Below are 19227 nucleotides of genomic sequence, written 5' to 3'. Positions count from 1 at the left end.
GTCCAATCAGATCCAAACGCGTCACAGGTTCGGCACTCGGGCGATCCGGCCGCGTGATCGGGCGAAGGGCCCCGGCATCAGCCGTGGGCCGGCGGGAAGCCGTCGGCCGGCGGGATCGGCTCGGGCGACCGGACGGCGTGCTCGACGGCGTCGATGAGCCGATCGACATGAAACGGCTTGTACAGGACCGTGCGCAAGCCTTCCTTGCGAGCCTTGACGATGGAGTGGGTCGGGTCGTAGCCGAAGCCGGTCATCAGGATGACGGGGACGCCCGGCTGCACCTCTCGGATGCGGCGGAACGCCTCGTAGCCGTCGAGGTCGGGCAGCCGGATGTCGACCAGGGCCGCGGCATAGGGGGTCTGCCGGGCCAGGGCGATGGCCTCCAGCGCGTCCCGGGCGGTCTCGACGGTCGCCCCTTGCTGTTCGAGCAGCTGGTGGGCGGCCCATCGGATCGACTCGTCGGCGTCGACGACCAGCACCCTCGCGTCGGCCAGGCGCTTCGGCGGCCGGGCGTTGCGCGAGCCCTCGGGCAGGACGGTCGCCCCGGCGCGTCGGATCAGGCCGCGGATCTCCCTGGCCCGATAGAGCAGGTGGCGCAGGCGGTTGACGATGTCCTCGTCGTGCCCGGCGTAGCGGTCGAGCGCCGTCGTGGCGTCGCCGAGGATGTCGTCGAGCGGCAGGGCCAGCTCCTTGACGATCGCCTCGACCGAGGCCCGGGCCGTGCTCACCTTCTCGGCTTCGAGCAGCTCCAGCGTCGTCAGGGCCGAGGCGATGTTGCGGGCATAAATTTCGAGGAATTGCTGGTCGCGCCGATCGAAGGCGTTCGGCTTCGGGCTCTCGACGTTCAGGGTGCCGATCACCCGGCCGTGCCGCACCAGGGGGACCGTCAACGAGCTTCGGGCGTTGACCGCCCCTTCCAGGTAGAGCGGGTCCTGGGTCGTGTCGTCGCAGAGATACCCCTTGCCCGTCGCCGCCACGTAGCCGGTCACGCCGTTGCCGGTCTCGGAGGCGAACAGCTCCCGATCGGCCGCCAGCGGGGTCATCCCCTCGGTGAGCAGCGGCTCGAGCTTGCCCGAGGGCTTCAGCAGGCGGATCTCGATGAAATCCAGGCCGAGCAGGTCGCGCATGTGGCGCACGATGTTGAACTTCAGGACGTCGCTGCGCTCGTCGACCCGGAGGGCGGCCAGCTCCTCGGGGGTCAGGTCGGCCAGCTCCTCGCCGGCCTTGTTGATGGCGCGGACCTTCTGCTCCTGCAGGACCTCGTCGGTGATGTCTCGGGTCAGGGCGATGAGCGATTGGAGCCCCCCCTCGTTGTCGAGGATCGGCGTCACATTCAGCCGGAAGTAGTTGCCCGTGCCCAGTTTCAGGACGCAACCGGCCGGCTGCTTCGTCACCTGGGACTGCAGGAAGGGGCAGACGTCCGGCTCGCAGCGCTCGGGGAATGCCAGGACCTCGAAGAAGGGCCGGTTGATCGGGTCGCCCTCGGTGGCGACCAGGTTGCGGAACTCGGGGTTGTACCAGAGCACCCGCTGGCTCTCCGGCTCGACCACGGCCACGCCGTCGGCGATGGCCTCGAGGATCTCATCCGACTGAAGGAGCATCCCCGCCCACCGCAAGGGAGGGAGCTGCGAGGCCGTGACGAACACCCCTTCGAAGTGCTCCTCGCGCAGCAAGTACAACGCCCGGGCCATGCTGCGGGCCTGGACGACCTCGTAAGAGTCGTCGAAGGCCGAGCGAGAGAGCCAGGCAGGGTCGGACTCGCGATCGATCACCAGGACACGAGGCTTCTCGGACACGCGAGACGACCTCCTTGGCACCGCAACGCACTCGAACCTCGACGCCAAAGCACGCCTTTGGGCGTATGGTCTTCAAGCAGATCGAAAACGGAAAAAAAAGAGGATCCCCCGGTTCGGACTCATCCTAACGCAGCCGAGCCCGATCGGACAAGCCACCTGCCGAGCGGCCTCCCGGGCCGCGACGGCGGGCCGCCCCGGCGGGTCCCGTCTGCTTGACACGTCCGATCGGCTGCCCTTAGCATCGGCGTCAGATCCGTCGAGAAACGCCGCTCGTGAGCCGGCTTCGGAAAAAAAAATCGAAGGGCGCACCCCATGTCCTCTCCCGACCGCCTGACCGCCCGAGAGGGGGGCCTGCTCGTCATCGATCTCCAGGGGAAGCTCCTGGCCACGATGCGTTACGGCGACCTCGTCGTGGCCAACGCCGTCCGATTGATCCAAGGCGCCCGGCTGCTCTCGGTCCCCGTCTGGGCCACCGAGCAATATCCCGAAGGGCTCGGCCCGACGGTCCCCGAGGTCCAGGATCTGGTCCCCGACCGCCCTGCGAAGCGGACCTTCCACTGCCTCGGCGTCCCGGGGCTCGAAGACCAGGTGCGTGCCCGGGACGTCCGCCACATCACGCTGACCGGCATCGAGGCCCATGTCTGCGTCGCCCAGACGGCCCTCGAACTGATCGACCGCGGGTTCCGGGTGCAGGTGCCGGCCGACGCCGTCGGCTCCCGGAACGGGATGGACTGGGAATTCGCCCTGCGGCGCATGGAGCGGGCCGGGGCCGTCCTGACGACGACCGAGGCCGTCCTGTTCGAGTGGGCCGAGACGGCCGATCGCCCCGAATTCAAGGCCATCAGCGCCCTCGTCCGAGACTTCGTCCCCCCCCGCAAGCGGAAAGACAAGCACAAGGACCGCCCCCGGCCCAAGGACACCGACCCGGACGAGGACGAGTGAGCCGGGTCGGCGGGCCGGCCTCGCGGCACTCGTACCGCCCTCCATCGAATCCCCTCGGTATTGCCCCCGACCTCTCCATTCTTCCCCGAAGGTAAGGACTCTTCCCGTGACGACACCCGCCGCCAAGTCCCTGGAGCCTTCTCCCCGAGTCCTGCTCGGCCCCGGGCCGTCGAACGTGCACCCTCGTGTGCTCTCGGCGCTGGGGATGCCCCTGGTCGGCCACCTCGACCCCGAGTTCGTCGCCCTGATGGACGAGATGCAGGGGATGCTCCGCCGGGTCTTCCGGACCGAGAACCTGATGACCCTGGCCGTCTCGGGCACGGGATCGGCCGGCATGGAGGCGGTGGTCGTCAACGTGATCGAGCCGGGCGACAAGATGCTCGTCTGCGTCAACGGCGTCTTCGGCGGCCGGATGGTCGACGTCGCCCAGCGCGCCGGGGCCGAGGTCACCGCCATCGAACGCCCCTGGGGAGAGGTGTTCGACCCCCAGGAGGTCGAGGACGCCATCAAGAAGGTCAAGCCGAAGCTCGTCGGCATCGTCCACGCCGAGACCTCGACCGGCGCCCACCAGCCGGTCCAGGAGATCGCCCGGATCGCCCACGACCACGGCGCGATGATCGCCATCGACACCGTGACCTCGCTGGCCGGCGTCCCGGTCGAGATCGACGCCTGGGACATCGACGCCGTCTACTCCGGCACCCAGAAGTGCCTGAGCTGCCCGCCGGGCCTTGCGCCTGTCTCGTTCGGCCCGAGGGCGATGGAGGCGATCAAGAACCGCAAGAGCAAGGTCCAGTCGTGGTATCTCGATATGACCATGATCGGCCGCTACTGGGGTTCCGACCGCTTCTACCACCACACGGCGCCGATCAACATGAACTATGCCCTGCGCGAGGCGCTTGCGCTGGTCCTCGAAGAAGGGCTCGACGCCCGGTTCGCCCGCCATGCCCTGAACGCCCGGGCGCTGGCCGCCGGCCTGAAGGCGATGGGGATCGACTACGTGACCGCCGAGGGGCACCGCCTGCCGCAGCTCAACTGCGTGACCATCCCCGAGGGGGTCGACGACCTGGCCGTCCGCAAGCGCTTGCTCAACGAGTGGAACGTCGAGATCGGCGGCGGCCTGGGCGACCTGAAGGGCCGCGCCTGGCGGATCGGCCTGATGGGCTACGGCTCCCGCCGCGAGTCGGTCACGCTCGTCCTCGCCGCCCTCGAAACCTGCCTCCGCGACTCCGGCGTCTCGATCGAGCCGGGCGCCGCTTTGGCGGCCGCGTCCGAGGTGTACGCCGAGGCCACCAGCGCGACGGCCTCGGCCTGATTGATCATGCCTGATTCGGGCGGCCCGTCGCGGCCGTCCGAATCAGACTTGCCGGCGTGGCCACCCCGCGACGGTCAGCCTTCGCCCGGCTCGCCCTCCGGCGCGACGGACGAGACGATCCCCTCGGCCTCGTCGATCGTGTAGGAACGATTCGGCTCCAGGTCGCCCAGCTCGGTCGAGGCGCCCGAGGGCCAGTCGATCCGGAGCGACTCGACCCGATCGGCCTCGCCCAGCCCGAACGTGATCGGGAACTCGACCGACGACAAGTACCCCTTGCCCGGGAAGTGCTGCCGGAGCTGCTCGACCCCCCCGGCCTTCAGCGCCAGCCTGGCGCCGATGCCGTCGCGGTTCGACTCGCGCCCGATCAGTTCGATGCGCACCCAGTTGTTCTCATTTCCCCCGTCGTTGCGGAAGATCCGGGCGCGTTCGCCGTTGGAGGTCATCACCACGTCGAGGTCGCCGTCGCCGTCGAGGTCGACGTAGGCGCTGCCCCGGCCGACGATCGGCGTGAACAGGTCCGGCCCGGCCGTCTCGGCCTTCACCTGGGTGAACAGGGCCGAGCCCTTCCGGCCGCTGTTCCAGAACAGTTGCGCCGACTGGCGATAGGTCTCGCTCGCCTGGGTCTTCTCGATGTCCGATTCGAGGTGGCCGTTGACCGACAGCAGGTCGAGCCGGCCGTCGAGGTCGTAGTCGAAGAAGAAGAGGCCGAACTTCAACGGCGGCTGGGTCGGCGCCCCGAGGCCGAAGACGTTCGCCAGGTCGATGAACTGCATCCGGGTCGGGTCATCGGCCACGTAGAAGGCCGTCATCTCGTTGGCGAAGTTGGCGATCGCCAGCGCCAGCGACCGGTCGTTGCGGAAGTGGGCCCAGTCGATCCCCATCGCCCCCCGGACCTGCCCCGACGGGTCGAACGAGACGCCGGAGACGATCCCCAGCTCCTCGAACGTGCCGTCCCCCTTGTTCCGGAACAGGAAGTTGCGCACCGTGTCGTTCGCCACGGCGAGGTCGACGAATCCGTCGCCGTCGACGTCGAACGGCGCCACGCCGAGGGACTTGGCCATCGGGTCCTTCAGCTCGGGGGTCACGAGCCGGATGCCGGCCGATTCGCTCACATCGGTAAACGTCCCGTCGCCGTTGTTGCGGAGCAGGACGTTGTGATCCCCCCGGAAGGCGGTCGGCGGCCCGTAGGCCCGCCCCGAACCCGTCCCGGTGAGCTGGAACCCCTGGGAGCTGTCGAACGCCTCCGACCATTCCACATAGCAGCAGAGGAACAGGTCGAGGAACCCGTCGTTGTCCATGTCGAAGAACGACCCGGAGGTGAGCCAGCCGTCGCCGGCCCCGGCGTTCGCCCCCTCGGTCACGTCGACGAAGGTGCCGCCATCGTTGCGAAACAGCCGTCCGCCGGTCACGGTGGTGATGTACAGATCGGGGTCGCCGTCGTTGTCGATGTCGCCGACCACCGCCCCCATGCCGTGCATCGGGATCGCCAGCCCGGCCGACGAGGTGACGTCGGCGAAACGCCCCTCCCCCTCGTTCCGGTACAGGGCCATCGTCGGCGCACCGGCGGCGCCGTCTCCGGCATCCCAGGGGAGCTGGTTCACGAAGAGCAGGTCGGGCAGGCCGTCGGTGTCGTAATCGAGCACAGCCACGCCCGACCCCATCGTCTCGGGCAGGAGCTTCTTGCCTTCGGCGGCATTCTCGTGCACGAAGTCGATGCCGCTCGCGTCGGTGATCTCGACGAATCGGACCGAAGGCAACGCCTCGGCTTCCACCACGGGGGCCCGCTCGGGAGCCGTCGCCTCAGGCACGTACTCGGTACTCCCCTCGCTCCGACAGCCGGTCAGCGACAGGGCGATCGTACCCAGCACCGCGACGATGATGGCCCAGTTCATGATTTCAAGCGTCGACCCGCCGGAGTGCTGGTTCAAATGGGGAGTCATTCCGTCACCTCTCGGCTGGTTTGAGAATCATCGGAAGCGGTTCGGCCGGCGGGTTCAGGCAGCCCCGGGGCACCCGGACGATGAAGATCATAGATCACAATCGGTTGCGCGTTCATGTCGGCCGCGGGATCACGTTCCCGGGCGATCCGGATGGCGCGACCCACCGCCAGTTCGTCCGGTCGGACAAAGTTATGCAGGGCCTTGTGCGCGGTTTCGAGCGCGCGAGACAGCTCGGATCGCGCGGAGGGATCCGTCTCGTTTTGCCAGGCCGAGCCGAGGTGTTCGGTCACCTCGATCAGGATCCCGACCCGGGTCGCATACGGCGGGCGTTGACCCTCGACGAAGGCCTTGATGGAACGGGTCAGTTCTCGGGAGCGATCCGATCGAGCCTCCCCTTCCGCCAGGACGGAGCGCCCGTCGCCCTGATCCAGGTCCGCGGCGATCGCCTCGGCCTGCTCCACGAGCGAGGCGGGCGACGGCGGCTCTCCCTCCCACGGTTCGAGCGTCGAGGAATTGTGGGCGAACTCGGCATACGCCTGGCCGATCCCGAAATGAGCCGCCTCATTCTCGGTGTCGAGCGCCAGGGTGCGGCGGAAGGCGGCGATGGCCTGGCTCATGTACGCAAGCCGCTCCTCGCTATCGAGCGGCTCGATCCGGCCCCGGCGGTCGAGGGCGCGGCCGAGGTCGTTGATCACCACATAATCCTTGCTGAAATCGAACTTCCTCGCCGGATCTCGGGTGCTGAGCACGTCCTCGAAGTTCTTGATGGCGGCATCAAGGTTCCCTTGATCCAGGTTGATGAGTCCGGTCAGCCAGTTGATCGTCCACGAGGCGCGGAACTCGGGATCGGCCGCGGCCTTCTCAAGGGCCTCAAGCGCCTCCGGAATCCGGCCTTCCCGGCGATAGACGCGGGCCAGGTTGATCCAGCCGTCGGCCTTGTCGTACTGCTCGGCCACGGTCCGGAAGACCGGTTCGGCCTGCTTGAGCAAGCCTTTCTGGGCACCCGTCTCGCCCCCTTCCAGGAACAGGCCGATCCCGTAATCGTTCCAGCGCTGCCATTCCTGCTCGATGGGCGAGGGCGGATTCTCCGGCGTCGGCCCGCCGGCGACCGGCAATTTGATCGTGTCGCGGGCCATCACGATGACCGGCAAGGGGTCCGGCTCGCCGTCGCCGTCGGGGTCGGGCCACTGGCCTTCGCCATAGACGAAGTCGAGGTACGTGCGGTCGAACTTGCGGTAGTTGACCTTCGCCTCCAGCTCGATCGGCCCGACGATCCCCTCGCTCGGCACGTCGATCCGGAAGTGGACCACCTGCCCGGCCCCCGGCGGGATCTGGCGGTTGTACAGGGGGACGAAGATGTCCTGGGGATTGCGCCGCTCGATCCGATTGCCGTCGCGGTCGAGCATGTACACGTTGATGAACCGCGAGTAGGGGTCGACGTGCCCGTCGTCCCCCATCCCGCCCGACTTGCCGATCACCCGGCCGTCGCTCGACGCCGTCAGCTCGACCCAGATCTCGTTCGAGTCGACGGTCCCCTGCGAGAAATGGTGGCCGACGCCGAGCGTCCGCACCACGACCTCGATCAGGTACGACTCGCCCGGCACCAGCTCCGGCAGCTCGGGCCGGAGCGGGGCGATCAAGGGCCCGTCGATCGTGCCTCCCTCGATCACGCCGAACAGATCGACGCGAACTTTCTTGTCTTGCAGGTACTCGGTGTGGGCCTTCAGCGCTTTTTCATCGCCGAGGGCTGCCGCCAGTCCGGTATTGGCGCCGAGGAACAGGTGATTATGGATCTCCCGGCCGGCCTCGCCGTCGAAATTGCGGGCGCCGAACTCATCGGACGGGATGAGGTTCATGTGGCATTCCGCGCAATTCGTCTTCGCCACCTCGGGGTAGTAGAAGCTCCTCGCCCCGTGCCCGGAGACCCCCGAGAGCAAGTACGAGTCGTGGTGGTTCTGGCCCCGGGTGAAGTCCTTGTAGTGGTTCAGATCGAACGGCAAGCTGACCTTGTGACAGGTGGAGCAGAACTCGGTCGTCTTGTGCAAGGGTTTGAGGAACGTCTGCTTGTGCAGCTCCGGCTTGGCCTTCACCAGGGTGTGGTTGATCCACTTCAGGACCGCGTTGTCGCTCTGGGCGAAGGGGTAATGCTGCGGCTCTTCGATGGTGTAGTCGGCATTGCCCCTCGTGCTGTTGACGTGCGTGATCGAGTGGCACGAGGTGCAGGTGATGCCGGCATGGGCGGTCGGGTCGTTCACGTCATCATACTCCGGGTCGTCGAACTTGCCGGAGAGGAAGGGCACCGGGTCGTGGCAGCCGGCGCACCACCGGGCGGCCTTCGTCGTGCCGTCCCGGGTGATCGACACTTCCCGCGTCTCCCGGACGCTTGCCAGGTAGAGCGGGTTGTTGAACGAGCTGAAGTGGTGCGACGAGTGGAACCAGCCGTCGTACGAATCCTGATGGCAGTCCATGCAGTATTGATCCATCATCAGGGTCTCGGCCGGGATCAGGTTGCCGTCGGCCGTCTTCACCTCCGAAGGGAAGAAATACTGCGCCCCTTCGCGGGGGCCGACCTTGTTCGTCTCCCTCGGGTCGAAGGCGTGCATCATCCCCATCAGGACGACCACCACCCCCACCACGGCCGTCCAGAGCCTCGCGTAGTGCCACTTGATCCGGGGCCCGGCCAACCGGTGCCGCACGTAGAGCACGATGGCCAGCGGGGGGGTGATCAGGTGCAGCCAGTAGCCGATCTCGCGGAGGACCGGGTCGCGGACCTCGAATCCACCGATCCGGATCAGGACGACCCCCGAGACCAGGACCACGACCGAGATGCCCAGCAGCCAGTACCCCAGCCGGATCGCCGACCGATTCGGCCGGTTCCAGGCGGTCACCAGGTGCCCCAGGCCGAACACGATGAACGGGACGATGAGGACGAAGCCCAGGAACAGGTGCAGGGCCACCATCAGCATGTAGAAATACGTGTCCTGGGGCGCCCCACTGAGCCAGGTCAACAGCGTGACGCTGGCCATGTAGATGCCCGTGGCCCCGAGCACGGCGAAGCCGATCAGGACGGACCAGAGCAACGGCCGAAGGCCGCTGCCGATGGCCGGCGTGTACACGAACCCTCGGCGGTCGCGCATCGGTCGAGGCGCGGGACGTTCGGTCGCAGACATAGGCAAACCCTCCCCGGCGGCCTGGGCCGCCTCGCAATCGTTCTTCGGCCCGACGAGACGAGATGAAACACCCGCCGGGCCGCGATCGCCCGGCGTCCTGGTCGCGCCGCGTCGACGCCGTCGGCGGCCGGCCGTCGCCGGGGCCGGCGACCACCCACCATCGACGCATCGCATCAACGGGCGGAAATCGGTGTCTCAGCGCGATCGGGGAGGGCGATCGATCCGCGCACACCGGCGAATCGGCCGGGCCGATGCCGGTCCCGGGCGGAGCAGGGTCGAAGGCTCCTGCTCAATCGGGTCGATCCGGGCCGGCAAGGGGAAGGACGAGTCTCCGGCCGAGACTAGGGACCGCGACGGCGGCCGGTCGGGATCATTCGAAGGGCATCGGCGTTCGAGTTCGAGGGGAGCCGATGACGCCTCGACGATCACCGTGTCGGCGATCGTCACCTGGTGCTGCTGTTGATGTTCGTTCGGGCCGTTCGAGAGGCCGAAGACCGGCCGATCGTCCACGTGACACGAGGCCGCCGTCGCATCTCGGGCCGGACCCAGGGCGAGCGCACACCCGAGCAGGGCGGCGAGCATCAGGGCGTGCCGGGCCTTCGGAGTCAGCACGGGCACCGGGATCGGCTCCGATCTCAACATCGTTCGACGAGACGCTTGGGCAAGACGTGCACTCACAACTCTTCAGTCTGCGAACCCGGCCGCCCGAAGTCAAGGACGATTCCCGAGACGCCGGGGCCGGGCCACCCCGTCGGCCCCGCCCCGGCCGGTCCCGCCCGACGATGCCCCGCGACTCGGCCGAGGCCGGTATTCTGGGCAATCCGCCCCGACCGACTCGACCCCTCCCGCCGCGCTTATGCTATCCTGGGGGGTCATGAGGTGGGCCGAGCGCCGCCTCGATCAGTCCCCGCCCCACGGCCGGGAATGAGCCGTCGCATCGCCTGTTGTTGTGTTCGTTCTGCCGCCCACCGAGGAGGACCACGCGTTGTTCGCCGGACCCATCATCGCCCGAGAACTGCTGACCGCTCCCCGGCCGCCGCGCTACTATGCCGCCCGGGCGTCCTATGCCGGCGGCCTGCTGATCGTCATGCTGACGGTCTGGCAGGTGTTGGTCGGCTGGGACGAGGGGAACGCGCTGAGCATCCTTTCCCGATTCGGGGCCATCCTGTTCTCATTCTTCGCCTATCTCCAACTGACCCTGATGCTCTTCTTCGCGCCGATCGCCGCGGCCACGGCCGTCGCCCACGAGAAGGATCGACGCACCTTCGTCCTCTTACTCATGACCGACCTGCGCGACGTCGAGATCGTGGTCGGCAAGCTCGTGGCCAGCCTGCTCCAGATCCTGACCTTACTGCTCACCTCCTTGCCGGTCTTCTCGTTGTGCCTGCTGCTCGGCGGCGTCTCGTTCGGCCAGGTGATCGACGTCTTCCTCGTCACCTTCGCCGCCGGGTTCTTCGGCGGGGCCCTGGGGATGATCGTCGCCCTCTGGCGCGACCGGACGTTCCAGTCGATCGCCCTGACGGTCCTGCTCGTCGTGCTTGTGCTCATTCTCGGCGAGGCCGCCGCCCGAGTCCTCCCCGAGACCGTCTGGATCACCTCGGCCCTCAGCCCGTTCCAGGCGATCGCCGAGGCGATCCGACCCCGGCCCGAGCGCCTCGTCGGCCCCCTCGGCGGGTCGAGCCTCGTCTTCACCGGCATCTACCTGGCGGCCGCCGGCCTGATCGTCCTCGCCTCGATCGTCAAGCTCCGCGTCTGGAATCCGGGCAAGAACGAGCCCCGGGAGCAGCGCGAAGGGGACGAGGAGGGCGAGGTCGAGGTCGTCGAGCAGCTCTACGAGGTCGACGAGGCCGAGGCCCTGGCCGAGTCGGCCCGACGCTCCCCCGCGGCCGTCGGCGCCGTCATCGCCGAGCAGGTGTCCGAGGCCCGCGGCGATCGCCCCGATTCCCCCGGCCTCGGGGTCGGCGGGCCGGTCGCCCCGGGCGACGTCATGGCCGATGCCGATGCCGAGCAGTACGTCCGGCGCGAGTCGACCGGCCTGCACGTCCCCCGCCGGACCCATCGCCGGGTCGTCCGCAAGTTCCGACCCTATCGCGAGGTCTGGTCGAACCCGATCCTCTGGCGAGAGCTACGCACCCGGGCCTACGGCACCAAGCCGTTGATCATCAAGGGGGCCTACGTGCTGGCCTTCGCCCTCGGCGTCGCGGCCTATTTCGGCGGCATCGGCCCCGGTTCCGGCCCCTGGGACGGGGCCAAGGCGGCCATCCCGGCCTTGCTGGCGGTGCTCAGCCTGATCCTCATCAATGCTCAGGGGGTGACGGCGTTGACCAGCGAGCGCGACACCGGCGCGCTTGACTTGCTGCTCGTCACCGAGCTGTCTCCGCAGCAATTCATCTACGGCAAGCTCTACGGCGTGCTCTACAACGCCAAGGAGATGGTCGTCTTGCCCATTGCCCTGGCCATCGGCATCTGGGCGATGGGCTACATGAAGCTCGACTCCCTGATTTTCGTGCTCATCAACTTCGCCGTTCTGGTCCATTTCTCGGCGATGCTCGGCCTGCACGCGGCCATCACGTACACGAACAGCCGGCAGGCGGTGGCCAACAGCCTGGGGACGATCTTCTTCCTGATGCTCGGCATCCTCTTCTGCGCCGCCCTGATCATCCAGAGCCGACAGGAATTCGCCCGGCAGTTGCTCAGCTTCCTGGTTTTCATCGGGGCGGGCAGCGTGGCGCTCTACGGGTCGCTCGGCGCGAAGAACCCGTCGCCGGCGATCGGGTTGGTGGCGTTGCTCACCCCCTTCTGGAGCTTCTATTGCATCATCAGTATCCTGCAGGGAGACTTCGGGGCGGCCTTCCTGGTCAGCCTGGCGGTCTACTCGTTCGCCCTGCTGTCGATGCTGATCCCGGCGGTCAGCGATTTCGACATCGCCCTGGGACGCACCAACGCGATCCAGGGGTAGCGCCCTCCGCCAACGTTTGGCCGGGCCTTCCCGGCCGTCCCGCCTCTGCCTTTCGTTGACCCCCCGGCTTCGATCCGCCTTGCTCTCCGTCACAACGAGAACTGAAGCCGGGGGGAGCCTCCTTACCCTCCGAGGGATCTCCGATGCAGCATCGGTTTCGCTGGGCCCTCCTCTCCCCGGCCCTCCTGCTCTGCGTCGCGGTTTCGGCCGCGCCGGTTGTTCAAGACGACGCCGTCAACGACGACGACCTCGCCCGAGAACTGCCCCGCCTCCCGGCCACCGAACCGGCCGACGCCCTGGCCACCTTCGAAATTCAAAACGGCTTCTCGCTCGTCCCCGTGGCCGTCGAGCCGCTCGTGACCGACCCGGTCGACGTCTGCTACGACGCCGACGGCCGGCTCTACGTGGTCGAGATGCGCGGCTATCCGTACCCCCAGGACGTGCCCACCGGCCGCATCCGCCTGATTGAGGACACCGACGGCGACGGCGTGTACGACTCCGGCACCACCTTCCTCGACGACATCTCCTGGCCGACCGGCATCGCCCCCTACGACGGCGGCATCTACCTGACCGTCGCGCCCGACATCATCTACGCCAAGGACACCGACGGCGACGGCGTGGCCGACGTCCGCAAGGTCGTCTTCTCCGGCTTCGGGCTGAGCAACGTCCAGGGCTTGCTCAACGGCCTGCTCTGGGGGCCCGATGGCTGGATCTACGGGGTGGCCAGCTCCAACGGCGCCGAGGAGGTCGTCAACCACACGAGGCCGAACGACCCGCCCATCCCCCTCGGCCGCCGCGACTTCCGCTTCAAGCCCGACGCCTCGGTCTTCGAGCCGATCTCCGGCGGGGGCCAGCACGGCCACAGCTTCGACGACTGGGGGCACCGCTTCACCTGCTCCAACAGCAACCACATCCGCCAGATCGTCCTGCCGGCCGACTCGCTCGCCCGCAACCCCGACTACGCCGCCAGCACCCCCGTGGCCGACATCGCCGTCGAGGGGCCCGCGGCCCCGGTCTTCCGGATCAGCCCGGTCGAACCCTGGCGGATCGTCCGCACCCGTCAGCGCGCCGCCGACCCCGAGTTCCGCCGCCGATTGCCCCCGAACGAACTCGTCCCCGCCGGCTTCTTCACCTCCGCCACCGGCGTGACCATCTACCGAGGGTCCGCCTACGGCCCCGAGTACCTCGGCAACGCCTTCATCGGCGACGTCGGCGGCAACCTCATCCACCGCAAGACGATGGAGGTCGACGGCGCCGCCTTCAAGGCCACCCGGGCCGAGCAAGACGTCGAATTCGTCGCCTCGACCGACAACTGGCACCGCCCGGTCGGCTTCCGCAACACGCCCGACGGCACCCTGCTCGTCATGGACATGTACCGCGAGACGATCGAGCACCCCGCCTCGATCCCCGAGCCGATCAAGAAGCACCTCGACCTGACCAGCGGCTACGACCGCGGCCGACTGTATAACCTCGTCCCCGCCGGCTTCACCCGCCGCGAGCCGCCCCGGTTGAGCCAGGCAGCCTCGGCCGACCTCGTCCCCCTGCTCGCCGACCCCGACGCCTGGTGGCGCGAGACGGCCCAGCGGCTTTTGATCGAGCGCAACGCCGTCGAGGTCGCCCCGGCCCTCCGCGCCATGGCCGCCGATCGCCCGAGCGCCCTGGGGCGGATGCACGCCCTCTGGACCCTTGCCGCCCTCGGCCAACTGGCGGGCGACGACCTCCTGCCCGCCCTGTCTGACGACGAGCCGCGCGTCCGGGAAGCCTCGGCCAAGCTCGCCGAGCCGATCGTCGCCGACAGCCCCGATCTCCGCGAGGCCCTGCTCGCCCTGGCCGACGACGACGACCCGATGGTCCGCTTCCAGGCCGCCTTCTCGATCGGCGCCGTGGCCGACGCCTCGGCCATCGACGCCCTCGCCACCATCGTCGAGCGCGACATCGACGACCGCTGGACCCGATCGGCCGTGATGAGCTCCCTGGCCGGCCGGGCCGACCGGTTGCTCACCGCCCTGGTCGACCGCCCGGGCGTGCTCGATCAACCCGAGTCCTCGGCCTGGATCAGCGAGCTGGCCCTGCTCGTCGGCGCCTCGGCCGACCCGGAGGCCCTCGACGCCCTGCTCTCCCGGATCGCCGAGCCCGACGCCCGCCCCTCGGTCGTCCTCGCCGTCCTGACCGGCCTGGGCGAGGGTCTCCGACGCTCGGGGGGCTCGGCCGCCACCCTGCTCGCCGGAGAGGCCGGGACCGCGCTCATCCCCGTCTTCGAGCGGGCCGCCGAGACGGCCCTGGGCGAAGGCGAAGGCGGCGGCGACCGCGTCGAGGCCGTCCGGCTGCTCGCCCTCGCCCCGAGCGACCTGGCGATCGACGTGCTCCCCGACCTGATCGACGGCCGCCAGCCCGCCCCCGTGCAGCTCGCCGCCCTGCGGACGCTCGGCGACCGGTCCGAGGCCGAGGTCGGCCCGATCCTGACCGCCGCCTGGCGGGCCCTCAGCCCGGCCGCCCGGCGCGAGGCCACCGAGGTCCTCTTCGCCCGGCCCGATCGGATCGTCGCCCTGCTCGACGCGATCGAGGCCGGCGACATCCCCGCCGGGCAGCTCGACCCCGCCCGCCGCGATCAGCTCCTCCAGTCCCGGGACGCCAAGCTCCGGGCCCGGGCCGAGCTGCTGCTGGCCAACATCGGCTCCTCCTCCCGGGCCGAGGTGGTCGAGACCTACAAGGGGGCCCTCGCCCTCTCCGGCGCCGCCGACCGCGGCCAGGTCGTCTTCCGAGCCGCCTGCGCCACCTGCCACAAGGCCGAGGGCTTCGGCGCCGAGGTCGGCCCCGACCTGGCCACCGTCACCAACCGGGACGAGGAAGGATTGATCATCCACATCCTCGACCCGAACCTCGAGGTCCTCCCCCAGTACCTCAACTACAACGTCGCCACGGTCGACGGCCGCATCCTCAGCGGCCAGATCGCCTCGGAGACCCCCACCTCGATCACGCTCAAGCGCGCCGAAGGGGTCACCGACGTCGTCCCCCGCGACCAGATCGACGAGCTGGTCTCGACCGGCCAGTCCCTCATGCCCGAGGGGCTCGAGGAGCAGGTCTCCGTCGAGCAGATGGCCGACCTGATCACCTACCTCAAGAGCCTCTCCGGCGGCTGAGCCGGTCGAGGTCATCCCGCATTGATCGGGAAAGTGACCTTCGTAGGGTCCGCTGTGCGGACCGATCCCTCGACCTCGTCAGGAGATCGGTCCCCTGCGGCCCCTACGAGCAGGACACCGATCCGGGCGAATCGTTATCGGTCCCGGTTTGACCAACGAGGGGCGATCGATGACGATCGCCCCTCATCGTCACTCAAACCCAAGCGTTACGGCTCCAGATACCCCGGCAGGAACCGGCTCGCCTGGGGGGCGATCCGGTCGGCCGGGTTCGAGCCGTCGACGAGCATGAAGGCCACCCCCAGCGGAGACCGCCCCGGCCGGGCCCCTCGGGTATACGGGCCCTCGCCCCAGTGATCGCCCAGGGCGACCACATCGAACCGGGTGATCGAACGGGACGGGCGATCAATCTCGACAACGCCGAGCAGGCTCGCGTCGTAGCCGCGATCGGCCTGCGAGACGTCGGCCGAGGTGGCGAGCAAGGCGTTCCCGACGAGCCGCAGGCGCACCCGATCGGGCGAAACGTCCTCGACCGTCAGGGTCATCGTCGCCTCCCGGACCTCCTCGTCGCCCCAGAACGGCGGTTCGCCCCGGGTATTGTCGACCAGGTGGAAGCGGACGATGCGCCGGACGACCCGATCGGGGATCGAGATCATCTGTCCCGGGGTCGGGTCCTCGGGGATCAAGGCCTTCCAGTCCTCCTCCGTCAGCCAGAGGTGATCCCGAGCGGCCTCGCCCCCTCGGCCGGGGGCACAGGAGTAGACGTTGGGATCGTCCCCCGACTCATCCCGTTCCAGCGCCCGGGTGAACACCTTGACGATCAAGCCGCCTTCGGGAGGGGTGCGATCGTACTGGGCGTCGACCGTCCCCAGGTCCTCCGAGGCGATCGCCGCCGACCGGCGTCGTGATTCGGGGAGCCGATTCCAGGCGTCGAGCGCGTTGCGGAGCACCTCCCGCATCACGTCCGGGGCCTGTCCGGCATTCTTGTAGGCGAGCAGGGTTCCATCGGGGGTCAGCGTGTAAATCCCCTGGAGCGTGCCCCCCTGGCCGCCTCGCGGCCCTTGTCCGGCGACCTTGCGGAGGAACTCCCCTTCCGCGTCCTGCCGCCGCCGTTGATACCAGTCGTCGCCGACGACCGGGATGAAATCCTCTGAAGCCATCCGGATGATCTCCGGATCCGAGAAGCTGAGCGCACGGCCCAGGACCCCGTTGTTTCAGGTGCAGCCGAGCGGGTTGCCGTCCATCTCCCAGAGGAGGATCGGCTTCCCCTCGGCCGAGGCCTTCCGCCTCGCCTCCCACAGGCTCGTCTCCCAGGGGATCTGGAGCCATCGCTCCTCATCCGGCCTCGGCTGGATCGTCCGATGGAGCGTCTCGAACCGCCCCGGGTCGATCGGCTCCGACGCCCTCAGGCTCGGCCCCAGCAACAGGGCCAACGCGGCCCCCGCCAGGGCGATGTCCCGCGAATCAATTCCAAAGGTCATGCGGTCGCTCTCCTTCAATGGCCGGCGATGGCACGCCCCGAGCTTCGCTCCGACGAAGCCAAGGGGCCGCCGCCGCGCGATTCCATGCTATGACCTCCGGGCCGATCGGTTCAACCGGTCTCGAATCCCGATCGGGCCAATCCCGATCGCCTCGGCTCCCCGTCGTGCTGCCCGAAGCCAACGCAAAACGCCCCGCGAGGAAGGCGGTCGAAGCCGCTCCCCCGCGGGGCGTGTCAGAGGGCGAATGCTCGATCCGTCGGGTCAGTTCCTGCCGTCACGCTCGCCCGCGGGGACGGGGGCCGAGGCCACCACCTCCGCGCCGATCGTGACGTAGTCGCCGACGATCTTCTCGACCTCCTTGTTGTAGAACGACTCGCGATTCCAGACCTTCTTGTCGTCGGCCCCGGGCATGGCCATCGCCTCGGGCTGCTCGATCATCTCCTCGACCTCGTCGTCCTCGTCGCTCTTGAATTCGGCGATGAAGAGGTCTTTCTTCAAGGGCAGGTCCTTGCGGGTCTGCCGATCGATGAACTTCTGGATCGCCTCGGCCTGCTTCTGGAACTTCTCGTCGGCTTCCCGACGCTTGGCCGAGCGGTCGATCAGTTGCGACACCAGCTCCGGCGAGACACGGCCCCAGTGCTCGTGCGGCAGGGGGTCGATCTCGTCGAAATCGAGGGCGTTGTCCATCTCCCCCTCGCCGAGCTTCTCGATGTGGTCGGCGACGCTCGGGATGTGCACGTCCGGGGTCACGCCCCGCACCTGCGTGCTCATGCCGTTGGCCCGGTAGAACTGCTGGATCGTCAGCCGCAGGGCACCCAGGTTCGGGAAGCCTTCCGGGTTGCGGAGCCAGTTGTTCAGGTCGATGATGCTCTGCACCGTCCCCTTGCCGAAGGTGCTCGAATCGCCGATCACCAGCCCCCGGCCGTAGTCCTTGATCACCCCGGCGAAGATCTCCGAGGCGCTCGCGCTGGTGTGGCTGATCAAGACGGCCAAGGGGCCGTCATACGCCGTGCCCGCGTCCTCGTCGTTGTACGGCAGGATGCCGTCGGCGTCGCGGACCCGGACCACCGGGCCGGTGTCGATGAACAGGCCCGACAGCGAGATCGCCTCCAGCAGCAGGCCGCCGCCGTTGCCGCGCAGGTCGATCATCACGCAGTCGACCCCCTGCTCCTCGAACTCGGCCAGCAGCTTCTTGCAATCGCCCGTCGCGCTGACGGCGTTGGCGTCGCCCCGGCGGACGGCGGCCGTGTCGCCGTAGAAGCTCGGCAGGTTGATCACGCCGATCTTCAACGGGGTGCCATCGGGGGCCGTCGCCTCGATCACCTCACCCTTGGCGTGCTGGTCGGCCAGCTCGATCTTCTCGCGGACGATGTCGTACGTCTTCCGCTCCTTGGTGCCGGCCGGCTGCACGATCAGCTTGACGGTCGTGCCGCGCTTGCCGCGGATCACCCGGACGACGTCGCTGATCTTCTTCTCGTAGAAGTCCTCGATCTCGCCGTCTTCCTTCTCGACGGCCAGGATCTTGTCCTCCGCCTTCAGGCGGCCGTCCTTCGCGGCGGCGCCGCCGGGGATGATCTCCTTGATGACCGGCAGGCCGTCTTCCATCGTCAGCGACGCGCCGATCCCCTCCAGCGAGAGCTGGAGCTGCTGGTTCATCATGTCTTCCAGGTTCTTCCAGCCCATGTACTCGCTGTGCGGGTCGATCGACTGCGAGAGGGCCGAGAGGTAGAACTCCATCAGTTCGAGCATCTCGAACTGGCGGAAGTACCTGTAGAGATTATCCTTGTAGCGGATCTTCAGCCGCTTGACGGCCTCGTCGTACTCGGTGTCGTTGAGCATCTGCACCAGCAACTGGTACTTCAGCTCCTTCCGCCAGCGCTCCCGGGCCTCCTCGGCGTCGGCCGGGTAGTCGAGCAGATCCGGGTCGTCGATGTAGGTCTCCTCGACCTCGAAGTCGAAGCCGGCGTCGAGCAGCTCGTTGATCGCCTCGAAGCGCTCGTCGAGCCGGGTCCGGAACCGCTCGAAGACCATCTGGGCGAACGAGAGATCCCCGCGCCGGATCTGGTCGTCCAGCTCGTCCTTGAACGGCTCGAACTCGGCCAGGTCGTCCTTCGTGAAGAACAGCTTGCCGCGGTCGAGCGACTCGATGTACTTCTCGTACCACCTGGCCGAGACCTCGTCGTCGATCTCCGGCTTCGAGAGGTGGGCCCGCTCGATCAGCTCGGCCACGATCCGGGCCGTGATCCGGTCGGCCTGCGAGGGGTCGATCTTCGCGTCCTGCGCGCCCAGCATCGCCGAGACGCCCACGACGACCCCGAGGGCCGCCGCAATACCTTTGAACCGATGTCGTGAAATCCGGGGCATACAGGCGGCTCCCGTTACGATCGCGTGACGAACACCATTGCGAGTGGGGCGGGACGATCCGTTCCCACCTGATCCGATCAACGCGACGCAGACCTCCCAATGGCCAACGCCGACGGGCGGGCTCCG

11 protein-coding genes are annotated in these 19227 nt (G+C 68.3%); 4 read left to right on the top strand and 7 right to left on the bottom strand.

Annotated features, from left to right (window positions below):
• Positions 1–77: 77 nt before the first annotated feature.
• Positions 78–1796 (bottom strand): response regulator, encoded by a 1719-nt coding sequence (locus AB1L88_RS21125; RefSeq protein WP_367098680.1) that lies wholly within the window; start codon positions 1794–1796, stop codon positions 78–80.
• A gap of 312 nt (positions 1797–2108) precedes the next feature.
• Between AB1L88_RS21125 and AB1L88_RS21120 the strand changes: the two genes are divergently transcribed.
• A complete protein-coding gene (locus AB1L88_RS21120) occupies positions 2109–2738 on the top strand; it encodes a hydrolase (protein WP_367098679.1) in 630 nt (209 codons plus the stop codon).
• 106 nt (positions 2739–2844) lie between these two features.
• The gene (locus AB1L88_RS21115; RefSeq protein WP_367098678.1) at positions 2845–4050 is read left to right on the top strand and encodes an alanine--glyoxylate aminotransferase family protein; all 1206 of its coding nucleotides are present in this window, start codon (positions 2845–2847) and stop codon (positions 4048–4050) included.
• Positions 4051–4124: 74 nt separating this feature from the next.
• Here AB1L88_RS21115 and AB1L88_RS21110 read toward each other — a convergent pair whose 3' ends face one another.
• The 3 genes from AB1L88_RS21110 to AB1L88_RS21100 all read right to left on the bottom strand — a co-directional run bounded on the left by AB1L88_RS21110 (position 4125) and on the right by AB1L88_RS21100 (position 9778).
• Positions 4125–5990 carry a CRTAC1 family protein gene (locus AB1L88_RS21110; protein ID WP_367098677.1) on the bottom strand — a complete coding sequence of 622 codons (1866 nt, stop codon included), beginning with the start codon at positions 5988–5990 and terminating at the stop codon, positions 4125–4127.
• Entirely contained in the window at positions 5987–9160 is a 3174-nt protein-coding gene (locus tag AB1L88_RS21105) for a tetratricopeptide repeat protein (RefSeq protein WP_367098676.1), read from the bottom strand. Before AB1L88_RS21105 ends, AB1L88_RS21110 begins: the two co-directional genes overlap by 4 nt.
• Positions 9161–9355: 195 nt before the next feature.
• On the bottom strand, positions 9356–9778 hold the full coding sequence (locus tag AB1L88_RS21100) for a hypothetical protein (RefSeq protein WP_367098675.1): 423 nt from the start codon (positions 9776–9778) through the stop codon (positions 9356–9358).
• Between the two features lie 367 nt (positions 9779–10145).
• On the opposite strand from AB1L88_RS21100, the gene AB1L88_RS21095 reads away from it, so the two are divergent.
• Positions 10146–12119 (top strand): hypothetical protein, encoded by a 1974-nt coding sequence (locus tag AB1L88_RS21095; RefSeq protein WP_367098674.1) that lies wholly within the window; start codon positions 10146–10148, stop codon positions 12117–12119.
• Between the two features lie 143 nt (positions 12120–12262).
• The gene (locus tag AB1L88_RS21090; RefSeq protein ID WP_367098673.1) at positions 12263–15259 is read left to right on the top strand and encodes a PVC-type heme-binding CxxCH protein; all 2997 of its coding nucleotides are present in this window, start codon (positions 12263–12265) and stop codon (positions 15257–15259) included.
• Positions 15260–15465: 206 nt separating this feature from the next.
• Here the strand turns inward: AB1L88_RS21090 and AB1L88_RS21085 are convergent, their stop codons facing one another.
• The 3 genes from AB1L88_RS21085 to AB1L88_RS21075 form a co-directional block, all read right to left on the bottom strand.
• Positions 15466–16416 carry a hypothetical protein gene (locus AB1L88_RS21085; RefSeq protein ID WP_367098672.1) on the bottom strand — a complete coding sequence of 317 codons (951 nt, stop codon included), beginning with the start codon at positions 16414–16416 and terminating at the stop codon, positions 15466–15468.
• A gap of 54 nt (positions 16417–16470) precedes the next feature.
• Positions 16471–16737 carry a hypothetical protein gene (locus AB1L88_RS21080; protein ID WP_367098671.1) on the bottom strand — a complete coding sequence of 89 codons (267 nt, stop codon included), beginning with the start codon at positions 16735–16737 and terminating at the stop codon, positions 16471–16473.
• A 261-nt stretch (positions 16738–16998) separates the two neighbouring features.
• The gene (locus AB1L88_RS21075) at positions 16999–19101 is read right to left on the bottom strand and encodes a carboxy terminal-processing peptidase (protein ID WP_367098670.1); all 2103 of its coding nucleotides are present in this window, start codon (positions 19099–19101) and stop codon (positions 16999–17001) included.
• Between the last annotated feature and the right edge of the window lie 126 nt (positions 19102–19227).

The sequence above is a fragment of the Tautonia sp. JC769 genome (assembly GCF_040717455.1).
Lineage (GTDB): Bacteria > Planctomycetota > Planctomycetia > Isosphaerales > Isosphaeraceae > Tautonia.
Note: the sequence above shows the minus strand (reverse complement) of the source record. Positions and strands in the feature narration are given on the sequence as shown.

Excerpts from the sequence above, each read along its gene's own strand:
- AB1L88_RS21120 (WP_367098679.1), top strand. The coding sequence starts at position 2,109 with ATGTCCTCTCCCGACCGCCTGACCGCCCGAGAGGGGGGCCTGCTCGTC.
- AB1L88_RS21110 (WP_367098677.1), bottom strand. The coding sequence starts at position 5,990 with ATGACTCCCCATTTGAACCAGCACTCCGGCGGGTCGACGCTTGAAATC.
- AB1L88_RS21105 (WP_367098676.1), bottom strand. The coding sequence starts at position 9,160 with ATGTCTGCGACCGAACGTCCCGCGCCTCGACCGATGCGCGACCGCCGA.
- AB1L88_RS21090 (WP_367098673.1), top strand. The coding sequence starts at position 12,263 with ATGCAGCATCGGTTTCGCTGGGCCCTCCTCTCCCCGGCCCTCCTGCTC.
- AB1L88_RS21085 (WP_367098672.1), bottom strand. The coding sequence starts at position 16,416 with ATGGCTTCAGAGGATTTCATCCCGGTCGTCGGCGACGACTGGTATCAA.
- AB1L88_RS21080 (WP_367098671.1), bottom strand. The coding sequence starts at position 16,737 with ATGACCTTTGGAATTGATTCGCGGGACATCGCCCTGGCGGGGGCCGCG.
- AB1L88_RS21075 (WP_367098670.1), bottom strand. The coding sequence starts at position 19,101 with ATGCCCCGGATTTCACGACATCGGTTCAAAGGTATTGCGGCGGCCCTC.